The organism is Ruegeria sp. SATB045 (genome assembly GCF_059613525.1).
In genome coordinates this window covers 171,699-191,206 of record NZ_JBXWSR010000024.1, presented here as the reverse complement: position 1 = coordinate 191,206, position 19,508 = coordinate 171,699, and the positions used below count along the sequence as shown (strand labels likewise).

The following is a 19,508-nucleotide window of genomic DNA, read 5'->3' as shown; positions in this document are numbered from 1 at the left end:
TCTGTGTGAATGGGGAAGCCCCCCAGCCACCAAGGGCCGGGAGGCAGGGGAGTTAACCCTGAACTTCGGTGCCGACGACGACCTGTTCGCCTTTCAGGCCGATCGGCAGGCTTTGCAGATAGGCGTTGGGCTGACGGGCGTCATAGGGAATGCCGTCGATGATATCCTCGGCGGGCGTGGGGGCCTTGTAGCCGTCGCTGTCCCAGGGGAAGTCGGCCTCATTCGCCAGGCCTTCGTCGACCAGCATTTTGGCGGCGTCCAGATAGATGTCCGGGCGGTAGACGGACTTGGCGACCTCGTCATACCAGGCATCGGTCTGCGGTTCGGCGATCTGGCCCCAGCGGCGCATCTGGGTCAGGTACCAGATGGCGTCCGAATAGAACGGGTAGGTCGCGTTATAGCGGAAGAAGACGTTGAAATCGGGCACTTCACGCTTGTCGCCTTTCTCGTACTCGAATGTACCGGTCATCGAATTCGCGATCACGTCATAGTCAGCACCCACATATTCCGGCTGGCTCAGCATCTCGACCGCGGCGGGGCGGTTGGCGTTGTCGTTTTCATCCAGCCACATCGCAGCGCGGATCAGAGCTTTGGTAACAGCGCGGGTGGTGTTGGGGTACTGCTCGGCGAACTCGGCATTTATGCCAAAGACCTTTTCGGGGTTGTTCTTCCACAGCTCATAATCGGTGATGACCGGCACGCCGATGCCTTTGAACACGGCCTGCTGGTTCCACGGTTCACCTACGCAATAGCCATAGATGGTGCCTGCTTCCAATGTGGCCGGCATTTGTGGCGGAGGCGTCACCGACAGGAACACATCCGCGCCGATCTGGCCGGTTACGTTTTCAGGGCTGTAATAGCCCGGATGCAGGCCGCCAGCGGCAAGCCAGTAGCGCAGTTCGTAATTGTGGGTCGAAACCGGGAAGACCATGCCCATGTTAAAGGGCTTGCCTTCGGACTTGTATTTCTCGACCACCGGGGCCAGAGCCTCGGCACTGATCGGGTGCTGCGGGCGACCGTCATCCATTTTCGGGATGTTGGGCTTCATCTCTTCCCAGACCTCGTTCGACACGGTGATGCCGTTGCCGTTCAGGTCCATCGAAAAGGGGGTGATGATATGCGCCTCGGTGCCATAACCGATCGTCGCGGCCAGCGGCTGACCGGCCAGCATGTGCGCACCGTCCAGCTGTCCGTCGATCACGCCGTCCAGTAGCACTTTCCAGTTGGCCTGCGCTTCGAGCGTTACGAACAGGCCCTCATCCAGGAAGTACCCATTCTCATAGGCCACAGCCAGCGGGGCCATGTCGGTCAGTTTGATAAAGCCAAAGGTCAGTTCGTCCTTCTCCAGCTCCAGCGTTTCTGCCAACGCGGGGCTGATCAGGGCGGTGGTTGCGACAAGGCCTGCAAGCAATTTCTTCATGTGGGTCTGTCCCTTTCTTGGTCCCGGTCAACCGGGTTGGTGAAAAACAAAAAGCCGCTGCACGCTCTGGCCGGGAGGAGGTGACCAGAGAGTGAGCGGCTTTGCTCAGTCGTTCCCAAACTTTGGGAGGAATTCTTGCGACACACGCCTTTGTGTGCCGATGGGTCCAGAGTGGTAAATGCGCCGTTGCCGATCAAGCGATTTTGCTGCAACGCGGCGTTAAATGCTGCAATCGCGCGGTGTTGCGCTCGCGTCTGCCTAATTCTTAGGCGTCAGAAATCCTGAGGATCAAAAATGCGCCCATCCAAGAACGCATCCCGCTTTAGCGACAGCTGCCCGTTATGGGAAGCAACGGGCGTGGTCTCACGAATCGCGCCTTCCAGCTTTTCCGACGCACCGGGCAGATCGGCCCCCAATCCTGCTAGTTGATTGCGGTAGATATCGCTGCGGAACACGCTGCCCGCTTGGGCCAGCGCCAGATGTGGGTCCAGACCGTATCTTTGCGCCAGACGGTGGGCGATCCACTTGGCCTGACTGCGCCATGGGAAGTTTGCGGCCCCGTCGTGGAACTCGACAAATCCCGGCACCTCGCGCTGTTCGGCGTGGCCGGTGATGGTAAAGCGCCCCGAGAGCGCCCGGTCGATCAGTTCCGAAGGCAGGTTCAGATAGGTGTCTCGGGCAAGGATTTCAGCGGCGGCGGTGTGGCTGCCCGGCTGGCCCAGCCAGCGTCCGGCGCGCCAGACGGCCCGCATCAGCTTGCCCAGCAGGTGCGGCTCGGTATCCGCCCAGTCGGTGCGCACGGCCAGCACCTTTTCCGGCGCAAAGGCCCAGATCGCCTGACCGGGCAGCAGTAACGCCCCCGCCTGCGATTCCACAGCGACCGAACCCCAGGGTTCACCCACACAGAACGCATCCACATCACCCTCGGCCAAGGCCTGCGCCATCAGCGGCGGCGGGATGGTGCGCACCTCGACCCCGATTTTGGACAGTTCGGTGGCCTCAAGCCAGCAATGCAGAAGTTCCACATGCAGCGAGAACGGGAAGGGCACGCCGAAGACCAATGGCCCATCCGCGACCGAGGCCAGCGCAGTAGCGGCCTTGAACGGATCGCGGAAATCGAACTCATAGCCTGCGTCGCGCAAGCGGATCTCCAACGCGCGGCTAACACCGATCACATCGCCGTTTACCGATAGGACCGACACGGCGGACAAGGGTTGTGTCACCCCGCCCAGCCCCAAGGCCATGGCAACAGGGACCGGCGACAGCAGGTGCGCGGCATCCACCCGCCCAAAGGCCAGCATATCGCGCACGGATGACCATGAGGGCGCTGCGATCAGGTCCAGTTCGATCCCTTCAGCCCGGGCCAGACCCATCTCATGCGCCACGATCAAGGGGGCGGCGTCCACCAGCGGAACATAAGCAACGGGCAGCGTCACAGCGTTCATGACAACAGCCCCGAGGCCGTGACCAACGCCTCGGCCACGTCGGCGACGCGGCGGCCCTGATCCATCGCGGCCTTGCGCAGCAGGGCATAGGCCTCTTCTTCCTCAACCCCGCGCGCCTTCATCAGCAGACCCTTGGCGCGGTCGATCACCTTGCGTTCCTCCAGCGCACGTTTGGTTTCGGCCAGTTCGCGGCGCATCTGGCGCACGATCTGAAACCGCGCGATGGCGGCATCCAGCACGGGCTTCAGCCGATCCGGCTGCATCCCGTCAACCACATAAGCCGACAAGCCCGCCTCAATCGCGGTCGAGGCCAGATCTCCGGCTGCGCCTGAGACGAACATGGCCACGGGCCGTTCTAGAGGCCCGGATGCAAGCGTCAGTTCCTCAAGCATATCGCGGGTCGGGTTGTCGATGTCGATCAGCACCACATCCGGAATCAAGGCGGCAATCTTGCGCGCAAGGCTGGAGACATTGCCGATCACGTGCACATCATAGGCCCCGGACGCGTTGAGTGCGTCGACGATGGCAATCGCACGCTCGCGGTCTTCCTCTACTACGACAATGGTCAGGGTGTCTGGCATGGCACCTTTTCACCGGGTGGCTGCGCGATCTCAAGAGTTCGGTGGCTTTTCCGTCGGGACGCGAGACAGAGTGCCTAAAAAACAGTCAACCCCACCGCGTGAATGTTCATGGCGCGCAAATCTTTTCGCCTATCGGAAACCTATGACCGTGTGCGGAGCGAAAAGTGATGTCGTTTTTCGGCATTCAAACGTCTTTTCTGCTTGCTGCACTGCCGAGGGGTTTCTAGGTGTGGCGGCGGGACACCCCTCCCCAACGAGGGGCGTGTATCTGGAAGGGTAATACACATGAGCATTGAACAACCGGCTACGCGGCCGGCGAATCCGCGTTTTTCCTCGGGCCCCTGCGCCAAACCCCCCACATTTGATCTGAACAAGTTGGCCGATGCCGCGCTGGGCCGGTCGCACCGTGCTGCCGTGGGCAAGGACAAGCTGAAAGCGGCCATCGAAGGCACGCGCGAGGTGCTGGGTATTCCGGCGGATTACAAAATCGGTATCGTTCCCGCATCGGACACCGGCGCGGTCGAGATGGCGCTTTGGTCGCTGCTGGGCGAACGCAAGGTCGAGATGCTGGCGTGGGAAAGCTTTGGTGCCGGTTGGGTCACCGACGTGGTCAAGCAACTGAAAATCGACGCCGAGGTGAAAACGGCGGAGTACGGACAGATCGTCGATCTGGCCTCGGTCGATTTCGTCAACGATGTGGTGTTTACGTGGAACGGCACGACCTCGGGCGTGCGAGTACCCAATGGCGACTGGATCGCGGATGACCGTCAGGGTCTGACGATCTGTGATGCAACCTCGGCTGCCTTTGCGATGGACCTGCCGTGGGACAAGCTGGATGTGACTACGTTTAGCTGGCAAAAGGTGCTGGGTGGTGAAGCAGCGCATGGCATGCTGATCCTCAGCCCGCGTGCGGTGGAGCGACTGGAAAGCTACACCCCCGCATGGCCGCTGCCCAAGATTTTCCGCCTGACCAAAGGCGGCAAGCTGATTGATAGCATTTTCACCGGGGCCACGATCAACACGCCTTCGATGCTGGCGGTAGAGGATTACCTGTTTGCGCTGGACTGGGCGCGCTCGGTGGGTGGCTTGCAGGGCCTGATCGCCCGCGCCGATGCCAATGCCGGAGCGGTGCATGCGTTTTGTGACCAGAACGACTGGATCGCCAATCTGGCCGAGGATGTGGCGACGCAATCGAACACGTCCGTCTGCCTGAAATTCACCGATCCTCGCATTCAGGATGGCGCGACCTTTGCCAAGGCCGTGGCCAAACGGCTGGAAGCCGAGAATATTGCGCTGGACATAGGTGCCTATCGCGATGCCCCTGCGGGCCTGCGCATCTGGTGCGGCGGCACGGTCGAGACCTCGGACATTCAGGCCATGCTGCCCTGGCTGGCCTGGGCCTTTGAGGCCGAGATCGCTGCGCAATCGGCAGCCGCCTGACAAGATTTTTCGACGAAAAATCTGGGCCCGCCTGTGGCCCGGACATCTCCCTATATTCAAGGACCAGAGAAATGGCCCCCAAAGTACTCGTATCTGACAAGCTCAGCGAAACCGCCGTGCAGATTTTCCGCGATCGCGGCATTGATGTGGATTTCATGCCCGATCTGGGCAAGGACAAAGACAAGCTGGCCGAGGTGATCGGTCAGTATGACGGCCTTGCCATCCGCTCGGCCACCAAGGTCACGCCGACCCTGTTGGAGAAAGCCGACAATCTTAAAGTGATCGGTCGCGCCGGGATTGGCACAGACAATGTCGACAAGGAAGCGGCCTCGAAAAAAGGCGTGATCGTGATGAACACGCCGTTCGGCAACATGATCACCACCGCCGAACATGCCATTGCGATGATGTTCGCCGTGGCGCGGCAAATCCCCGAGGCCAGCGCCTCGACCCACGCCGGCAAGTGGGAAAAGTCCAAATTCATGGGGATTGAGCTGACCAACAAGACCCTCGGTGTCATTGGTGCAGGCAACATTGGCGGCATCGTTTGTGAGCGCGCGCTGGGCCTGAAGATGAAGGTCGTCGCCTATGATCCCTATCTCAGCGAAGAGAAAGCCGCCAAGATGGGTGTTGAAAAGGTCGAACTGGATGACCTGCTGGCCCGCGCCGATTTCATCACTTTGCACGTGCCTCTGACCGACCAGACCCGCAACATCCTGAGCCGCGAGAATCTGGCCAAGACCAAGAAGGGCGTGCGCATCGTCAATTGTGCTCGTGGGGGTCTGGTTGATGAGGACGCGCTGGCCGAGATGCTGCAATCGGGCCATGTGGCTGGTGCGGCCTTTGACGTGTTCAGCGAGGAACCGGCCAAGGAAAACGCTTTGTTCAACCTGCCCAACGTCGTCTGCACGCCGCATTTGGGCGCCGCCACGACCGAGGCGCAGGAAAACGTAGCGTTGCAGGTGGCCGAGCAAATCTCGAACTATCTGCTGACCGGGGCTGTTGAAAACGCTCTGAACATGCCCAGCGTCACCGCCGAAGAGGCCAAGATCATGGGCCCGTGGATCAAGCTGGCCGGGCATTTGGGTGGATTCATCGGCCAGATGACGGATGAACCGATCAAGGCGATCAACATCCTCTATGATGGTGTGGCCGCCGAGATGAACCTGGCCGCGCTGAACTGCGCCGTGGTTGCGGGGATCATGAAAAAGGTCAATCCCGATGTGAACATGGTCTCGGCGCCGGTCGTTGCCAAGGAACGCGGGATCAAGATTTCGACCACCAATCAGGACAAGTCCGGTGCGTTTGAGGGTTATATCAAAGTCACCGTTGTCACCTCGAAACGCGAACGTTCGATCGGTGGGACAGTGTTCAGCGATGGCAAGCCCCGGTTCATCCAGATTAAGGGCATCAATATCGACGCCGAGGTCGGGGCGCATATGCTCTATACCACCAACGAAGACGTGCCGGGCATCATCGGTGCGCTGGGTCAGACGATGGGCGAGAACGATGTGAATATCGCGAACTTTACCCTTGGTCGGTCTGAGGCAGGGGGCGAGGCCATCGCGCTGCTCTATGTCGATGAGCCGGTCCCGGCTGAAGCGCGCGCCAAGCTGGCCGAAACCGGGCTGTTCACTCAGATCAAGCCTTTGGTATTTGACGTGGCCTGATCTGCGGCAAAGCGGAAACAACTGATGCCCGCGCCGATGAATGCGCGGGCATTGTCTTTTTTAAGTTACTCAGATGCGCCACAAGACAGCAGAGTTTCAGGAAAGGTAAAGCCGTGACGCCCCCCATCTATGCCATCGGAGATATCCACGGGCAGCTTGACATGCTGAAAGACGCCCTGGCGCGGATCGAAGCGGATGGCGGGCCGGATGCGCGTGTGGTCTTTCTTGGTGACTATGTTGATCGTGGTCCGAGCAGTCGCGGCGTTCTTGACCTGTTGAACGAAGGTCAGCGTGCGGGTTGTAACTGGGTCATGGTCCGGGGCAATCACGACCGGATGATGGCGCGGTTCGTGCAGGATTGCGAGGTCGCGGACAGCCACTTGCCGGTCACGCTCAGTTGGTTGCATCCGCGTTTGGGCGGGCGCGAGACATTGGCCTCTTACGGTGTGGATGTCACCGACAATGACCGCATCATCCATGTCCATCAACGCGCGGTCGAGACTGTTCCACCGCAGCATCTGGATTTCCTCAATGCTCTGCCGAACTATCACCAAGAGGGCGAAATGCTGTTCGTTCACGCGGGTATCCGACCGGGCCTTCCGCTGGAGCAGCAATCCGAGAATGACCTGATCTGGATCCGCAACGAATTCCTGATCGAAGCCGCGCCGCATCCGTGGCTGATTGTCCATGGTCACACGCCTGTCGATCAGGCCGAGCATTGCGGCAACCGGGTCAATCTGGATGCGGGCGCAGGTTACGGCCGTTCATTGGCCACGGCGGTGTTTGAGGGGCGTAAGTGCTGGCTTTTGGGCCCAAACGGACGCGTGCCGCTTAGGTAAACAGCTCGGCGAAACGCTCGCGCAGGGCGTTTTTCTGCACCTTTCCCATCGTGTTACGCGGCAGCTCGTCCAGAACGATCAGCTTGCGAGGATGTTTGAAACGGGCCAGTTCGGCCTGCGCACGGGCCATGATCGCGTCCAGATCAAGAGTCGCGCCTGGTTCCGCCACCAGCAGGCCCACGGGGGTTTCGCCGAAATCCGGGTGCGGCACGCCGATCACGGCGCTTTCCAGAACGCCGGGCTGGTCGTCCAGTAGCATCTCAAGTTCCTTGGGATAGATGTTGAACCCGCCCGAGATGATCAGATCTTTGCCGCGCCCGACGATATGGACATAGCCATCCTCGTCCACGCGCCCCAGATCGCCGGTGATGAAAAACCCATCCTCGCGCAGTTCGGCGGCGGTTTTCTCGGGCATTTGCCAATAGCCCTGAAACACGTTTGGGCCGCGCACTTCGATCATGCCGATCTCACCCAGCGGCAGGGTCTCGCCGCTGTCGGGGTCGGTCACTTTCAATTCGACATCGGGCAGGGGGAAACCGACAGTACCGGCGCGGCGCTCACCGTCATAGGGGTTTGAGGTGTTCATGTTGGTCTCGGTCATGCCGTATCGTTCAAGAATGCGGTGGCCGGTACGGGTTTCGAACCGCTCATGGGTTTCCGCCAGCAACGGGGCTGAGCCCGAGATGAACAGCCGCATATGCCGGGCCAGATCACCGGTGAACCGATCATCCCCCAACAGGCGGGTGTAGAAGGTCGGCACCCCCATCATTGACGTCGCCTGCGGCATCAGGCGCATCATGTCATCCAGATCGAACTTGGGCAGAAAGATCATCGACCCGCCCGAAGCCAGCACAACATTCGTCGCCACAAACAGCCCGTGCGTGTGGAAAATCGGCAAGGCGTGCAGCAGCACATCATCTGCGCTGAACCGCCATTCCCGCACCAGCGTTTCCGCGTTCGACAGCAGGTTGGCCTGCGACAGCATCGCTCCCTTGGAGCGCCCGGTTGTCCCTGAGGTATACAGTAAGGCGGCCAGATCTTCCTCGGACCGGCGCACGGGTTCAAACGCGGGCAGCATCCCAAGCGCGCGTCGCATGAAACTGCCCGATCCATCGGCGTTCAGTGTTTCCAGCCGGGCGTTTTGGGCAGTGGCAATGGGGGCCAGACCCTTGGATTTCGCGTCATCGCAAACCACTAGCGCGGCTTCGCTGTTTTCGATGAAATATTGCAGCTCGGCCGTGGTGTAGCCGGTATTGAGAGGCAAAAAGATCAGTCCGGCCTGCGCGCAGGCGGCGTACAGCGCCAGCGCCTCGGGGGATTTTTCGACCTGAACAGCCACACGGTCGCCGGGCTCAAGCTCATACCCGATCAGCGCATTGGCCAGCCGGGCTGACATGTCCAGAAAATCGGCATGAGTCACAGTCTGACCGTTCGGAAGATGCAGGAACGGTGTGTCTTTGCCCGCGTGAATGCCGAACAAGCGATCGTAAAGCGGGTTGCTCATGACAGATGTTCCTTTCGCCAGATCAATTTCGTGGAAATCTGGCGCGGATCGGCAGGACGGTAAAGCCAATTCGTGACGAAATCAGAACTGCGTCGTCATGCGGTAGCCGGCCGCGAAATACATCTTGGCGAAAGTTACAGGCTGGCCTTCCAGCCAAGTGATGCGCTCACCGGTGAAAACGGGCTCGCCTTCAGGAACGTCCAGAAATCCGGCAACCATTGCGTCGGCACGGCTGGCCAGGAACGTCAGTTCGACATTTGTGAAAGGTACTGTCTGGATCAGCCATTCATTCGGTCCGATCTGCGAGAAATCCGCTTGCATCACTTGCGGAACGCTATCGACGACGATCCAACGGTCTTCGTATTGAAACGGCGTGTTGCCCGAAAAGTGCATGCACCTGACATGCATCACCGGTTGCCCCGTACGCAATGCCAGCCGGGCCGCCAGCCAGTCGGGCGCGTTTTCCTGAGCCGAAGAGACCAACGCATAGCGATAGGTCCCGCCAAGGGCCTCAACCTCGTCTCGGACCATCGGAATGGTAAATCTGGCTTGCCTCTGAGGGGCGCTCAGAACCCGTGTGCCTGCTTTGCGTCGACGCTCAAGATATCCTTCGTCGGCCAGTTCGCGCAGGGCGCGGTTCACTGTGGTGCGGGTGCATGAAAACTCGGCGGCCAGATCCTGTTCGTTGGGCAGCAGAGAATCCGGCCCCCAATCCCCGGACCGAATACGAGACAGGACCGTTCTCTTGATGTCCTTGTAGCTGGTGGTCTCGGATGTCTGGGTCATGTGCGTCCTGCTTTCAGGGATTCGTTTTAGACGTCAGTCAGCAGCTCGGCAATCGCAGCGCGGTAGGTATCTACAATGCGGTCGCGTGCGACATGGCGGCCTTCGCGCACCATGTGCCGCCCGGCGGACCAAAGATCCGTGACCAACCCATCGGGGCCCGCAAAACACAGCCCGTCCAGTACCTGATCATCCGTCAGCGGCCATAAGGACGGATGGGAGCGATCGAAGGCCACAAGATCGGCCAACTTACCAATGGCTATCGAACCAGAATCCCGATCCAACGCCTGCGCTGCTCCGCTGGTGGCGCCTGTATAAAGCGCATGGCCCACGGACCCTTCTCCGCGAACCAGAACAGCGCGTTCGCGGTCGCGCAAGCGTTGCGAATACTCCAACATTCGCAGTTCTGCGGGCAGTGAAATTCTGATGTTAGAGTCGGAACCAACACCAAACCGACCCCCTTCGTTGATAAAGGCGGAGCCGTTGAAAATACCGTCGCCAAGGTTCGCCTCGGTTATCGGACACAGCCCTGCTACAGCCCCGGATCGCGCCAGCATGCGGGTTTCGGCATCGGTCATGTGGGTGGCGTGGATCAGACACCATCTTTGGTCGACATCCATATTGTCCAACAGCCAAGCCACAGGGCGTTGGCCTAATGCGGCCTCGACATCGGTAACCTCTTGTACCTGTTCAGCGATGTGGATGTGGACCGGGCCAGTTGGGTCCAGTTGCATCAGCTGTTTCAGGTCACCGGGCGAGGTCGCCCTCAGCGAATGAGGCGCAACACCGATCCTGCTGTCTGCATGCGGCAGGATCGTGCGGCACTCTTCGGTCAGGTCACAATAGCGGTCCAAGCTGTTCCCAAATCGCAACTGCCCGCCCTCTAAAGCCTGTTGCTGTACGCCCCCGTAGGAATAAAGGACCGGCAGGTGTGTCAAGCCGATCCCGGTTTGATCCGCTGCGGCAAAGATTCGTTGGCTCAGTTCGGACAGCGTGTCATAGGGCTGCCCGCCGGGCTGGTGATGGACATAGTGGAACTCACCAACTGCGGCAAAGCCGGCCTCTTGCATCTCCACATACGTCAGCGCAGCTATGGCCTGGATTTGATCGGGCGTCAGCCTGTCGAGAAATCGATACATCAAGGTGCGCCAGGTCCAAAAGCTTTCACGCCCTGCCGCTCGGGTTTCGGTCATGCCGGCCATGGCGCGTTGAAACGCATGGCTATGCAGGTTTCCCGGCGCCGGCAGCAAAAGGTCGACGCAGGTATCCCCAGAGACTGCCGCGCTGGTTTCAAGTCCGGATATCCGGCGATTCCGAACGTGGACTCGTATGTTCTTAGCCCATCCCGTTCCCAACAAGGCTGTCTTCGCGTGGATCGTCATGGCATATCCAATTTGTGTAGACTTTAAATTTTTATAAGTATACTTAAAAATAAACAACCACGGAAACCGAAAAGAGCTTCGATGATGACAAATATGGTCATTTTTGCGGGAAATGTCGCAACCATGGAGTGCGACCGGGAGCCCTACGGTTTGTGCGTGGACTCAGCGATCGCGATCGAGGGTGGTCGGATTGTCTGGGTCGGATCGAAAAATGAGTTGCCCGAGCGATTCTCGGGCTGGGAGGCCACGGATTATGGTGAAAGGCTGGTGACCCCGGCCTTGATCGACGCGCATACGCATCTGGTGTTCGGGGGCAACAGGGCGGCTGAATTCGAGATGCGGTTGAACGGTGCATCGTATGAACAGATCGCGCGCGCCGGAGGGGGCATTCTGTCGACTGTGAGCGCCACCCGCGCGGCATCCGAAGAGGCGCTGTTGTCCGACGCTTTGACCCGTGCTGATGCTTTGGTGTCTGAAGGTGTCAGCTGTGTCGAGGTGAAATCGGGATACGGGTTGGACGTAGAAACCGAACTGAAAATGCTTCGGGTTGCACGAAAAATAGAAAAACTGCGCCCGATGCGCGTGAAGACCACCTTTCTTGGCGCGCATGCTGTTCCGCCCGAGTACAAGTCCCGCCCCAAAGACTATTTGACCGAGGTTTGTATCCCGACCCTGCACGCAGCCCACGCCGAAGGGCTCGTGGATGCGGTTGACGGTTTCTGTGAGGGCATTGCCTTCACCCCCGCCCAGATGGCGCTTGTCTTTGATGAGGCGCAATCTCTTGGTCTGCCGGTTAAGCTGCATGCTGAACAACTGTCCAATCTTGGCGGGGCCAGATTAGCTGCCAGTTACGGAGCACTGTCGGCTGATCATGTGGAATATCTGGATGAGGACGGTGTCGCGGCCATGGCGGAGGCGGGCACGGTAGCCGTGCTTTTGCCGGGCGCGTTTTACACGCTACGCGAAACTCAGGTTCCGCCCGTGAACAGACTGCGAGACAAATCCGTGCCGATGGCATTGGCGACAGATTGCAATCCGGGGTCGTCTCCGCTGACGTCTTTGTTGCTGACGATGAATATGGGGTGCACCATGTTCCGCCTGACGCCCGAAGAGGCGCTGGCTGGTGTGACCCGGAATGCGGCGCGTGCGCTGGGCTTACAGGACACGGGCGAAATCACTGTGGGCAAACGGGCGGATCTGGCTGTCTGGGATGTGCGGCACCCGGCTGAACTGGCGTATCGGATCGGGTTCAATCCCCTCCACCAGCGAATCTTCGGAGGGATGTGATGGCGCACCTCACCGTAACACCCGGAGGCGTAACCCTTTCGGAATTGGCCAAGATCTACTGGAATCGGCCATCTGTGCGACTGGACCCTGCCTGCGAAACTGCCGTGCAGCGCGCATCACAGCGCGTTCAGCACGCCGCCGAGGGCGACGTGGCCGTCTATGGCGTCAACACCGGGTTCGGGAAGCTGGCCAGCCACAAGATCGCCCCCAAGGATACTGCGGTTTTGCAGCGCAACCTGATCCTCAGCCATTGTTGCGGTGTTGGGCCGTCTGTCCCGCGCCGTATAGTTCGGCTTATGATGTCGCTGAAACTGCTGTCCTTCGGCCGCGGCGCGTCGGGCGTTCGATGGCAACTGATTGCGCTGTTGCAAGACATGCTGGCACACGATGTTATCCCGGTCGTTCCGGCGCAGGGGTCGGTCGGCGCGTCTGGTGATCTGGCACCCTTGGCCCATATGGCGGCGGTCCTGATTGGCGAGGGTGAGGCCGACTGGAACGGCAAGATGATGCCGGGGCGTGACGCGTTGAAAGCGGCAGGGTTAGAACCTGTTGCGCTGGGCCCAAAAGAGGGGTTGGCCTTGATCAACGGCACTCAGTTTTCGACAGCCTACGCTTTGGCGGGCATGTTCGAAGCCTGGCAAGCGGCGCAAACTGCGCTCGTCATTTCGGCCTTGTCCACTGATGCGATCATGGGATCTACGGCCCCTTTGCGGCCCGAAATCCACACCCTGCGCGGACATCGCGGCCAGACCGAAGCCGCCAGCGCCATGCGCGCTGTGCTGGCCGGGTCAGAGATTCGCGAAAGTCATCGCGAGGGAGACAGTCGTGTGCAGGATCCCTATTGCATCAGATGCCAGCCACAGGTCACGGGGGCGGCGATGGACGTCATACGTCAGGCCGCTGCGACTTTGGAAATCGAGGCAAATGCCGCCACTGACAACCCGTTGGTTCTTGAAGATGCGATAGTCTCTGGTGGGAATTTCCACGCTGAACCCGTTGGATTTGCCGCTGACATGATCGCGTTGGCGCTGTCCGAGATCGGCGCGATCGCGCAGCGCAGGATCGCCCTCATGGTGGACCCTGCGCTGAGCTTTGATCTGCCACCCTTCCTGACACCCGATCCGGGCTTGAACTCGGGCCTTATGATCGCCGAAGTCACCACTGCCGCATTGATGAGCGAGAACAAGCATCTTGCCAACCCATGCGTCACCGACAGCACGCCGACCTCTGCAAATCAGGAAGATCACGTTTCGATGGCTGCGCATGGGGCGCGGCGGTTGGGACGGATGGTCGAAAACCTGACCTACATCCTTGGGGTAGAATTGTTGTGCGCCGCGCAGGGCGTCGAGTTTCGCGCGCCGTTGGCGACCAGCGCCCCGCTGCAGCAAGTCATCAACCGACTACGCCGCGAGGTGCCTACATTGGATCAGGATCGCTATATGGCGCCAGACCTTGAGACAGCGAAAGCACTGGTAGCGCGCGGTGACATTCTGAAGGCGGCTGGCAACCCGATGCCAGAGTTGCGCTGATGCAGGTCGTTGGTGTCCAACAAGGTGACAGCCCGGTTGTGCTAGGCCAACCGCACGGCGGGACGTTGGTTCCGAACGAAATAGCTGGGCGATTGAACGCAGCGGGCGCTGCGCTGACAGATACGGATTGGCACATAAACAGGCTCTATGACGGGCTATTGCCGGGTGCGACCGTGGTGCAATCTCATATCCACCGCTATGTCGTTGATGCAAATCGCGATCCCGAAGGTGCCTCGCTTTATCCTGGGCAGAATACGACAACGCTCGTGCCCGAGACGGGTTTTGACGGTCAGCCGATCTGGCAAGCCGGTCAGGTGCCCTCAGCCGATGAGGTCCAGAAAAGGTGCAGCGCATACCACGCTCCGTACCACGCGGCGCTTGCGGCAGAGCTGGATCGCGTCAGGGCCAAGCATGGCGTGGCGGTCTTGTTTGATTGCCATTCGATCCGCAGTCGCATTCCGTTCCTGTTTGACGGTGTTCTGCCAGACTTGAACATTGGAACAGACGGCGGAACGACCTGCGCGCCGGAAATCGAGGCTGTTGCGTACGAATTTGCGGACTCGTCGCCGTATAGCACCGTTTTGAACGGACGTTTTCGCGGCGGGTGGACCACTCGGCACTACGGTCGACCGAGCGAATGTGTACACGCCATTCAAATGGAGATTGCGCAGTCCGCGTACCTAACCGCCGAGCGCGCGCCGTGGCGCTATGACACTGCGAAGGCCGACCGTCTGCGCCCGTGGTTGCGCGATATTCTGGATGCCATCCAAGACACAGTATTGGAGCTTACGCCATGAACGATCCCCGTAAGAACGCGCGAGATATCTATCCGCCGACTGGGCCAGAGCTGAACGCCAAAAGCTGGATGACCGAAGCGCCTTTGCGGATGCTGATGAACAACCTGCACCCGGACGTGGCCGAGAATCCGCATGAGTTGGTGGTTTATGGCGGGATTGGTCGCGCCGCACGTACATGGCAGGATTTCGACACTATTGTTGAGGGTTTGAAGGATCTGGAAGAGGACGAGACTCTGATTGTCCAGTCTGGCAAGCCCGTGGCCATCATCCGCACCCACAAGGATGCACCGCGCGTTCTGATCGCCAATTCCAACATCGTGCCGCATTGGGCCAACTGGGATCACTTCAACGAGCTCGATAAGAAGGGCCTGATGATGTACGGCCAGATGACGGCCGGCTCGTGGATCTATATCGGCACGCAGGGCATCGTTCAGGGAACCTATGAGACCTTTGCCGAGGCCGGGCGTCAGCACTATGGCGGCGACCTGACCGGCAAGTGGATTCTGACCGGCGGCTTGGGTGGTATGGGCGGCGCGCAGCCTCTGGCGGCCGTCTTTGCCGGGGCTTGTTGTCTGGCGGTGGAATGCAACCCCGACAGCATCGACTTCCGCCTGCGCACCAAATACCTGGATGAAAAGGCCGAGACGCTGGACGAAGCGCTTGAGATGATCGACCGCTGGACCAAAGCCGGTGAGGCGAAATCCGTCGGTCTGCTGGGCAATGCCGCCGAGGTTTTCCCCGAGATCTACCGTCGCATGGCCGAGGGGGGCATGCGCCCCGATATCGTTACCGATCAGACCAGCGCCCATGACCCGATCAATGGATACCTGCCTATCGGCTGGTCCATGGCACAGTGGCGGGAAAAGCGCGAAACAGAGCCTAAGTCGGTGGAAAAAGCCGCACGTGCGTCTATGAAACAGCATGTCGCGGCCATGGTTGATTTCTGGAATGCAGGCGTCCCGACACTGGATTACGGCAACAACATCCGCCAGGTGGCGCAGGATGAAGGGCTGGAAAACGCCTTTGCCTTCCCCGGTTTTGTCCCTGCTTACATACGCCCGCTGTTCTGCAAAGGGATCGGCCCGTTCCGCTGGTGCGCCCTATCCGGCGACCCCGAGGATATCTACAAAACCGACGCCAAGATGAAAGAGCTGTTCCCCGAGAACGAGCACCTGCATCGCTGGCTCGATATGGCGCAGGACCGCATCGCGTTTCAGGGTTTGCCCGCGCGTATCTGCTGGATCGGGCTTGGGGATCGGCATCGTGCTGGGCTCGCCTTCAATGAGATGGTGGCCAATGGTGAACTAAGGGCCCCTATAGTGATCGGGCGGGATCACTTGGACAGCGGTTCGGTCGCCAGCCCGAACCGCGAGACCGAGGCGATGCTTGATGGCTCAGATGCGGTCAGTGACTGGCCTTTGCTGAATGCGTTGATCAACACAGCCAGCGGGGCGACATGGGTGTCGCTGCACCATGGCGGCGGCGTTGGCATGGGCTTCAGTCAGCACGCGGGTGTGGTGATCTGCGCTGACGGGACCGAGGACGCCGCGCGGCGGTTAGAGCGGGTGTTGTGGAACGATCCGGCCTCGGGCGTGTGGCGTCATGCGGATGCCGGGTATGAGGCGGCGAAGGATTGCGCCCGTGCGCATGGGCTGCGGTTGCCGGGTATTCTGGGCTAGGGCGCATCTGTCCTCTGGCGAAAATGCTGCACCTGCGATATCTCGCAGGTGAGCTTGCCGGAGATTGAAGATGTATGTTGCCACCCTTTTGACCAACCCCGAGAAGAACACGTTTGATCAGGCGTTGGTCGACTCCCTGCGCAATGCTTGGGGCGGCGGAGATGTGCAGTGGTTGAGCCCGGATGAAGCCGCAGAGTTTTCGCTGGCGGGCTTGCCGGATAATCAGTGGGACGTGTGGGCTGATTTGCAGAACATGGGTGTCGATCTGGTGGTCCAACCCGCCGACGGTCGCCGCAAGAAGATGCTGCTGGCCGATATGGACAGCACCATGATTCAGCAGGAATGCATCGACGAACTGGCCGATGAGGCGGGCGTTGGCGAGCGCGTCAAGGACATCACCGCGCGGGCCATGAACGGCGAGCTGGATTTCGAGGGCGCTCTGACCGAGCGTGTCGGGTTGCTGAAAGGTTTGGACGAGGCCGTGATCGACAAGGTGCTGGCCGAGCGAATTACCCTGATGCCGGGTGGCAAGGAACTTGTTGGGACCATGCGGGCGAATGGGGGTTATGCCGCATTAGTGTCGGGCGGGTTCACGGCCTTTACGTCCAAGGTTGGGGCCGAACTGGGCTTTGATGAGAACCGCGCCAACACGCTGCTTGCCGAGGGCGGCAAGCTGACCGGTGATGTCGGGCGTCCCATCCTGGGTCGTCAGGCCAAGGTGGATGCTTTGGAACAGATCACTGCGCGGTTGGGTCTGTCCGAATCGGATGTGATCGCCGTGGGCGATGGCGCGAATGATCTGGGTATGCTGGGCCGGGCTGGAACCGGGGTGGCGCTGCACGCCAAGCCCTCGGTCGCGGGACAGTGTCAGGTGCGGGTAAGCCACGGAGATCTTTCGGCTTTGTTGTTCCTGCAGGGCTATGCACGATCTGAGTTTGCGGCCGGTTAACACAGCGCGGCTTTCTTTTATTTAACAAAAATGTTAAACAATGGTCATGAACACTCTTCTGACCACATTTTCCGCGTTGTCTGACGCAACGCGATTTTCCATCGTCGAGCAGCTTATGCAGGATGGAGAATTACCTGCCGGAGACCTGATCGAAGGACGCGGCATGTCCGGCGCCGCGATCTCGCGCCATTTGAAACTGCTGCGCGAGGCGGGGCTGATAAATCAGCGCGTGCAGGGCAGCCAGCGGATGTATTCGATCCGCGCCGAGGGGCTGCGGGCGATTGCGGAATGGACCATCTCGAAACGTCAATTCTGGGAAAGCAGCCTGGACCGCCTGGGTGATGCAATCGAAAAGGAGACCTCATGGCCGATTTGAAACTGGAGCGCGCTTACCCGCTTGCACCGGACGATCTGTATGCGTGGATCAGTACCCCCGACAAGCTTCTGCAGTGGTGGGGACCCGAAGGGATGCATGTGCCCGAGCACAACCTGGATTTCTCTCGCACGGGGCCGTGGTATTCGGTGATGCAAAATGGCGAAGGGCAGCGGTTCAAGGTTTCGGGTCACGTGACGCATGTCGATCCGCCCAAATCAGTTGGGTTCACATGGGGCTGGCATGACGATCAGGACCAGCGCGGAGCCGAAAGCCATGTGATGTTGGTGGTCGAGGCAGCAGAAGAGGGTGCAAAGTTGATCATCGACCACCGCGAGCTGGGCGATGACGAAATCGCAGCGAACCACAGCAAAGGCTGGACGTCGACGCTGAACAAGCTAGCGGCACAGCTGACATAGGATTTCATCAGGGAGGAAATAAATGCCACAGTTTCTATTTGTTTATCACGGCGGTCATACCCCGACCGACCCCGCTGAAATCGAAGCGACCATGGCCGCCTGGGGCGCGTGGTTTGGCGGAATGGGCGAAGCACTGGATATCCCCGGAAACCCGGTTGGCCAGTCTTACACCGTCAGCAGCAGCGGTGTTGTCGACAATGGCGGCGCCAATCCGGCCTCGGGTTTCACAGTTGTCAAAGCCGACAGCATGGATGCTGCGACCGAGATGGCCAAGGGCTGCCCGATGGTTGTGAACGGATCCGGTTCGGTCGAAGTGGCCGAGATTCACGAGATTGAGATGTAGCCTTTAGCTGGGGAACCCCGGTGCGGGTTTGATCACGCCGCATTCCAGCCCGCGACGGCTGTATTGCGCGGCGTTCAGAAATTTGCAGGTGGCTGGATGGTCGGCCTCCAGCACGCCCAAGCTGACCAGAATCGCGGCAATGGCACATTCGCTGGCGCGGGTGGCGCCGTCGGTGATTTTCAGTGCCACGCCCATGCGCTTATCCGGTAGGATCGCGACGAACACGGCCTCGGCACCGGTTTTGATGGCAACGCGACCACCCATGGCGCGCATCAGTTCGGTGCAGGCTCGGGTTTCACCGGCGACCAGCTCGGGGTGTTTCATCATTGCGGCCGTCAGCTGTTGCGCCGCGTCGCTGGCCCGATCTGACCGATCCGAGGCGCTGGCAAACCACGCCATCGAACGCGCCAGCCCCGCCAGCGAGGTCGCAAAGTTCGGGGCCGAGCAGCCGTCAATCCCATAGGCAGGGCTGGTCTCGCCGGTTGTTTCCTCCAGCGCGGACAGGCAGGCTTGTTGTACGGGGTGGTCGATTTCCAGATATTCCGGTCCGGCGCCCATATGCTGAGCAACGGTCAGAAACCCGCAATGCTTGCCTGAGCAGTTGTTGTGAATCTGACAGGGCGTGTCGTCGGCCAAAATTAACCCGTCGCGCGCAGCCATGTCCTGTGGCTCTTGCGGGCCGCAGCGAAGATCGGGTTCCGCCAGACCCAGATGGTCCAACCAGGCCGAGACGCGATCCGTGTGGATATGTGCACCGCTATGCGAGGCGCAGGCCAGCGCCAAGTGTTCCGAATTCAGCCCGTATTTTGCCGCAGCACCCGAGGTGATCAGCGGCAGCCCCTGAATCATCTTGGCCGAGGATCGCGGATAGATCACAGCGTTCGGGTCCCCCCAACTTTGAACGATCTGGCCGGTATCGTCGCAGATCACCGCATGCCCAAGATGTAGGCTTTCCAACAGGGGTCCACGCCACAGTTCTGTCATTGGTACGGCTTGTGTCATGCGAACCCTCCTAAACATGCGCAAAATTCTGCCAATCGCCCTTTCGCCTGTGGCGAAACCTGCGTTACA

At 60.0% G+C, this 19,508-nt stretch carries 18 protein-coding genes; 11 read left to right on the top strand and 7 right to left on the bottom strand.

The window, feature by feature from the left end; translation table 11 throughout:
* Window positions 1–52: 52 nt before the first annotated feature.
* The 3 genes from AC2FNR_RS13855 to AC2FNR_RS13845 form a co-directional block, all read right to left on the bottom strand.
* Window positions 53–1,420, bottom strand: a complete 1,368-nt coding sequence (locus AC2FNR_RS13855; protein ID WP_480866580.1) for a CmpA/NrtA family ABC transporter substrate-binding protein — start codon at window positions 1,418–1,420, stop codon at window positions 53–55.
* Between the two features lie 272 nt (window positions 1,421–1,692).
* On the bottom strand, window positions 1,693–2,865 hold the full coding sequence (locus AC2FNR_RS13850; RefSeq protein WP_170754700.1) for an ABC transporter substrate-binding protein: 1,173 nt from the start codon (window positions 2,863–2,865) through the stop codon (window positions 1,693–1,695).
* Entirely contained in the window at window positions 2,862–3,446 is a 585-nt protein-coding gene (locus AC2FNR_RS13845; protein ID WP_170754698.1) for an ANTAR domain-containing response regulator, read from the bottom strand. The genes AC2FNR_RS13850 and AC2FNR_RS13845 overlap by 4 nt, the downstream gene beginning before the upstream one ends.
* 285 nt (window positions 3,447–3,731) lie before the next feature.
* On the opposite strand from AC2FNR_RS13845, the gene AC2FNR_RS13840 reads away from it, so the two are divergent.
* The 3 genes from AC2FNR_RS13840 to AC2FNR_RS13830 all read left to right on the top strand — a co-directional run bounded on the left by AC2FNR_RS13840 (window position 3,732) and on the right by AC2FNR_RS13830 (window position 7,392).
* Window positions 3,732–4,886, top strand: coding sequence for a phosphoserine transaminase (locus AC2FNR_RS13840; RefSeq protein ID WP_496849551.1), 1,155 nt, complete (start codon window positions 3,732–3,734; stop codon window positions 4,884–4,886).
* 71 nt (window positions 4,887–4,957) lie between these two features.
* Window positions 4,958–6,553 carry a phosphoglycerate dehydrogenase gene (serA, locus tag AC2FNR_RS13835; protein ID WP_496849549.1) on the top strand — a complete coding sequence of 532 codons (1,596 nt, stop codon included), beginning with the start codon at window positions 4,958–4,960 and terminating at the stop codon, window positions 6,551–6,553.
* A gap of 113 nt (window positions 6,554–6,666) precedes the next feature.
* Complete coding sequence (locus AC2FNR_RS13830) at window positions 6,667–7,392, top strand: metallophosphoesterase family protein (RefSeq protein WP_496849547.1); 726 nt, start codon at window positions 6,667–6,669, stop codon at window positions 7,390–7,392.
* Here AC2FNR_RS13830 and AC2FNR_RS13825 read toward each other — a convergent pair.
* The 3 genes from AC2FNR_RS13825 to AC2FNR_RS13815 all read right to left on the bottom strand — a co-directional run bounded on the left by AC2FNR_RS13825 (window position 7,385) and on the right by AC2FNR_RS13815 (window position 11,061).
* Complete coding sequence (locus tag AC2FNR_RS13825; RefSeq protein WP_496849545.1) at window positions 7,385–8,896, bottom strand: malonate--CoA ligase; 1,512 nt, start codon at window positions 8,894–8,896, stop codon at window positions 7,385–7,387. The genes AC2FNR_RS13830 and AC2FNR_RS13825 overlap by 8 nt on opposite strands.
* An 81-nt stretch (window positions 8,897–8,977) precedes the next feature.
* A complete protein-coding gene (gene hutC / locus AC2FNR_RS13820) occupies window positions 8,978–9,682 on the bottom strand; it encodes a histidine utilization transcriptional repressor HutC (protein ID WP_496849543.1) in 705 nt (234 codons plus the stop codon).
* 26 nt (window positions 9,683–9,708) lie between these two features.
* Window positions 9,709–11,061, bottom strand: coding sequence for a formimidoylglutamate deiminase (locus tag AC2FNR_RS13815; RefSeq protein ID WP_496849541.1), 1,353 nt, complete (start codon window positions 11,059–11,061; stop codon window positions 9,709–9,711).
* 81 nt (window positions 11,062–11,142) lie between these two features.
* On the opposite strand from AC2FNR_RS13815, the gene hutI reads away from it, so the two are divergent.
* From hutI to AC2FNR_RS13775, 8 genes are all read left to right on the top strand, one after another.
* Complete coding sequence (hutI, locus tag AC2FNR_RS13810) at window positions 11,143–12,348, top strand: imidazolonepropionase (RefSeq protein WP_496849539.1); 1,206 nt, start codon at window positions 11,143–11,145, stop codon at window positions 12,346–12,348.
* Entirely contained in the window at window positions 12,348–13,877 is a 1,530-nt protein-coding gene (gene hutH, locus AC2FNR_RS13805) for a histidine ammonia-lyase (protein WP_496849538.1), read from the top strand. The genes hutI and hutH overlap by 1 nt, the downstream gene beginning before the upstream one ends.
* Window positions 13,877–14,674 (top strand): N-formylglutamate deformylase, encoded by a 798-nt coding sequence (hutG, locus tag AC2FNR_RS13800; protein WP_496849536.1) that lies wholly within the window; start codon window positions 13,877–13,879, stop codon window positions 14,672–14,674. Before hutH ends, hutG begins: the two co-directional genes overlap by 1 nt.
* Entirely contained in the window at window positions 14,671–16,353 is a 1,683-nt protein-coding gene (hutU, locus tag AC2FNR_RS13795; RefSeq protein WP_496849534.1) for a urocanate hydratase, read from the top strand. The genes hutG and hutU overlap by 4 nt, the downstream gene beginning before the upstream one ends.
* 70 nt (window positions 16,354–16,423) lie before the next feature.
* Window positions 16,424–17,302: a phosphoserine phosphatase SerB gene (gene serB / locus AC2FNR_RS13790; RefSeq protein ID WP_496849533.1), complete on the top strand. Its 879-nt coding sequence runs from the start codon at window positions 16,424–16,426 to the stop codon at window positions 17,300–17,302.
* Window positions 17,303–17,348: 46 nt separating this feature from the next.
* Window positions 17,349–17,678, top strand: coding sequence for an ArsR/SmtB family transcription factor (locus AC2FNR_RS13785; RefSeq protein WP_170754677.1), 330 nt, complete (start codon window positions 17,349–17,351; stop codon window positions 17,676–17,678).
* Window positions 17,666–18,094, top strand: coding sequence for an SRPBCC family protein (locus AC2FNR_RS13780; RefSeq protein ID WP_496849531.1), 429 nt, complete (start codon window positions 17,666–17,668; stop codon window positions 18,092–18,094). Before AC2FNR_RS13785 ends, AC2FNR_RS13780 begins: the two co-directional genes overlap by 13 nt.
* 22 nt (window positions 18,095–18,116) lie before the next feature.
* Complete coding sequence (locus AC2FNR_RS13775) at window positions 18,117–18,437, top strand: YciI family protein (RefSeq protein WP_170355453.1); 321 nt, start codon at window positions 18,117–18,119, stop codon at window positions 18,435–18,437.
* Window positions 18,438–18,440: 3 nt separating this feature from the next.
* On the opposite strand, the gene AC2FNR_RS13770 is transcribed toward AC2FNR_RS13775, so the two are convergent.
* Window positions 18,441–19,439, bottom strand: a complete 999-nt coding sequence (locus tag AC2FNR_RS13770) for an asparaginase (RefSeq protein WP_496849529.1) — start codon at window positions 19,437–19,439, stop codon at window positions 18,441–18,443.
* Window positions 19,440–19,508 lie beyond the last annotated feature (69 nt).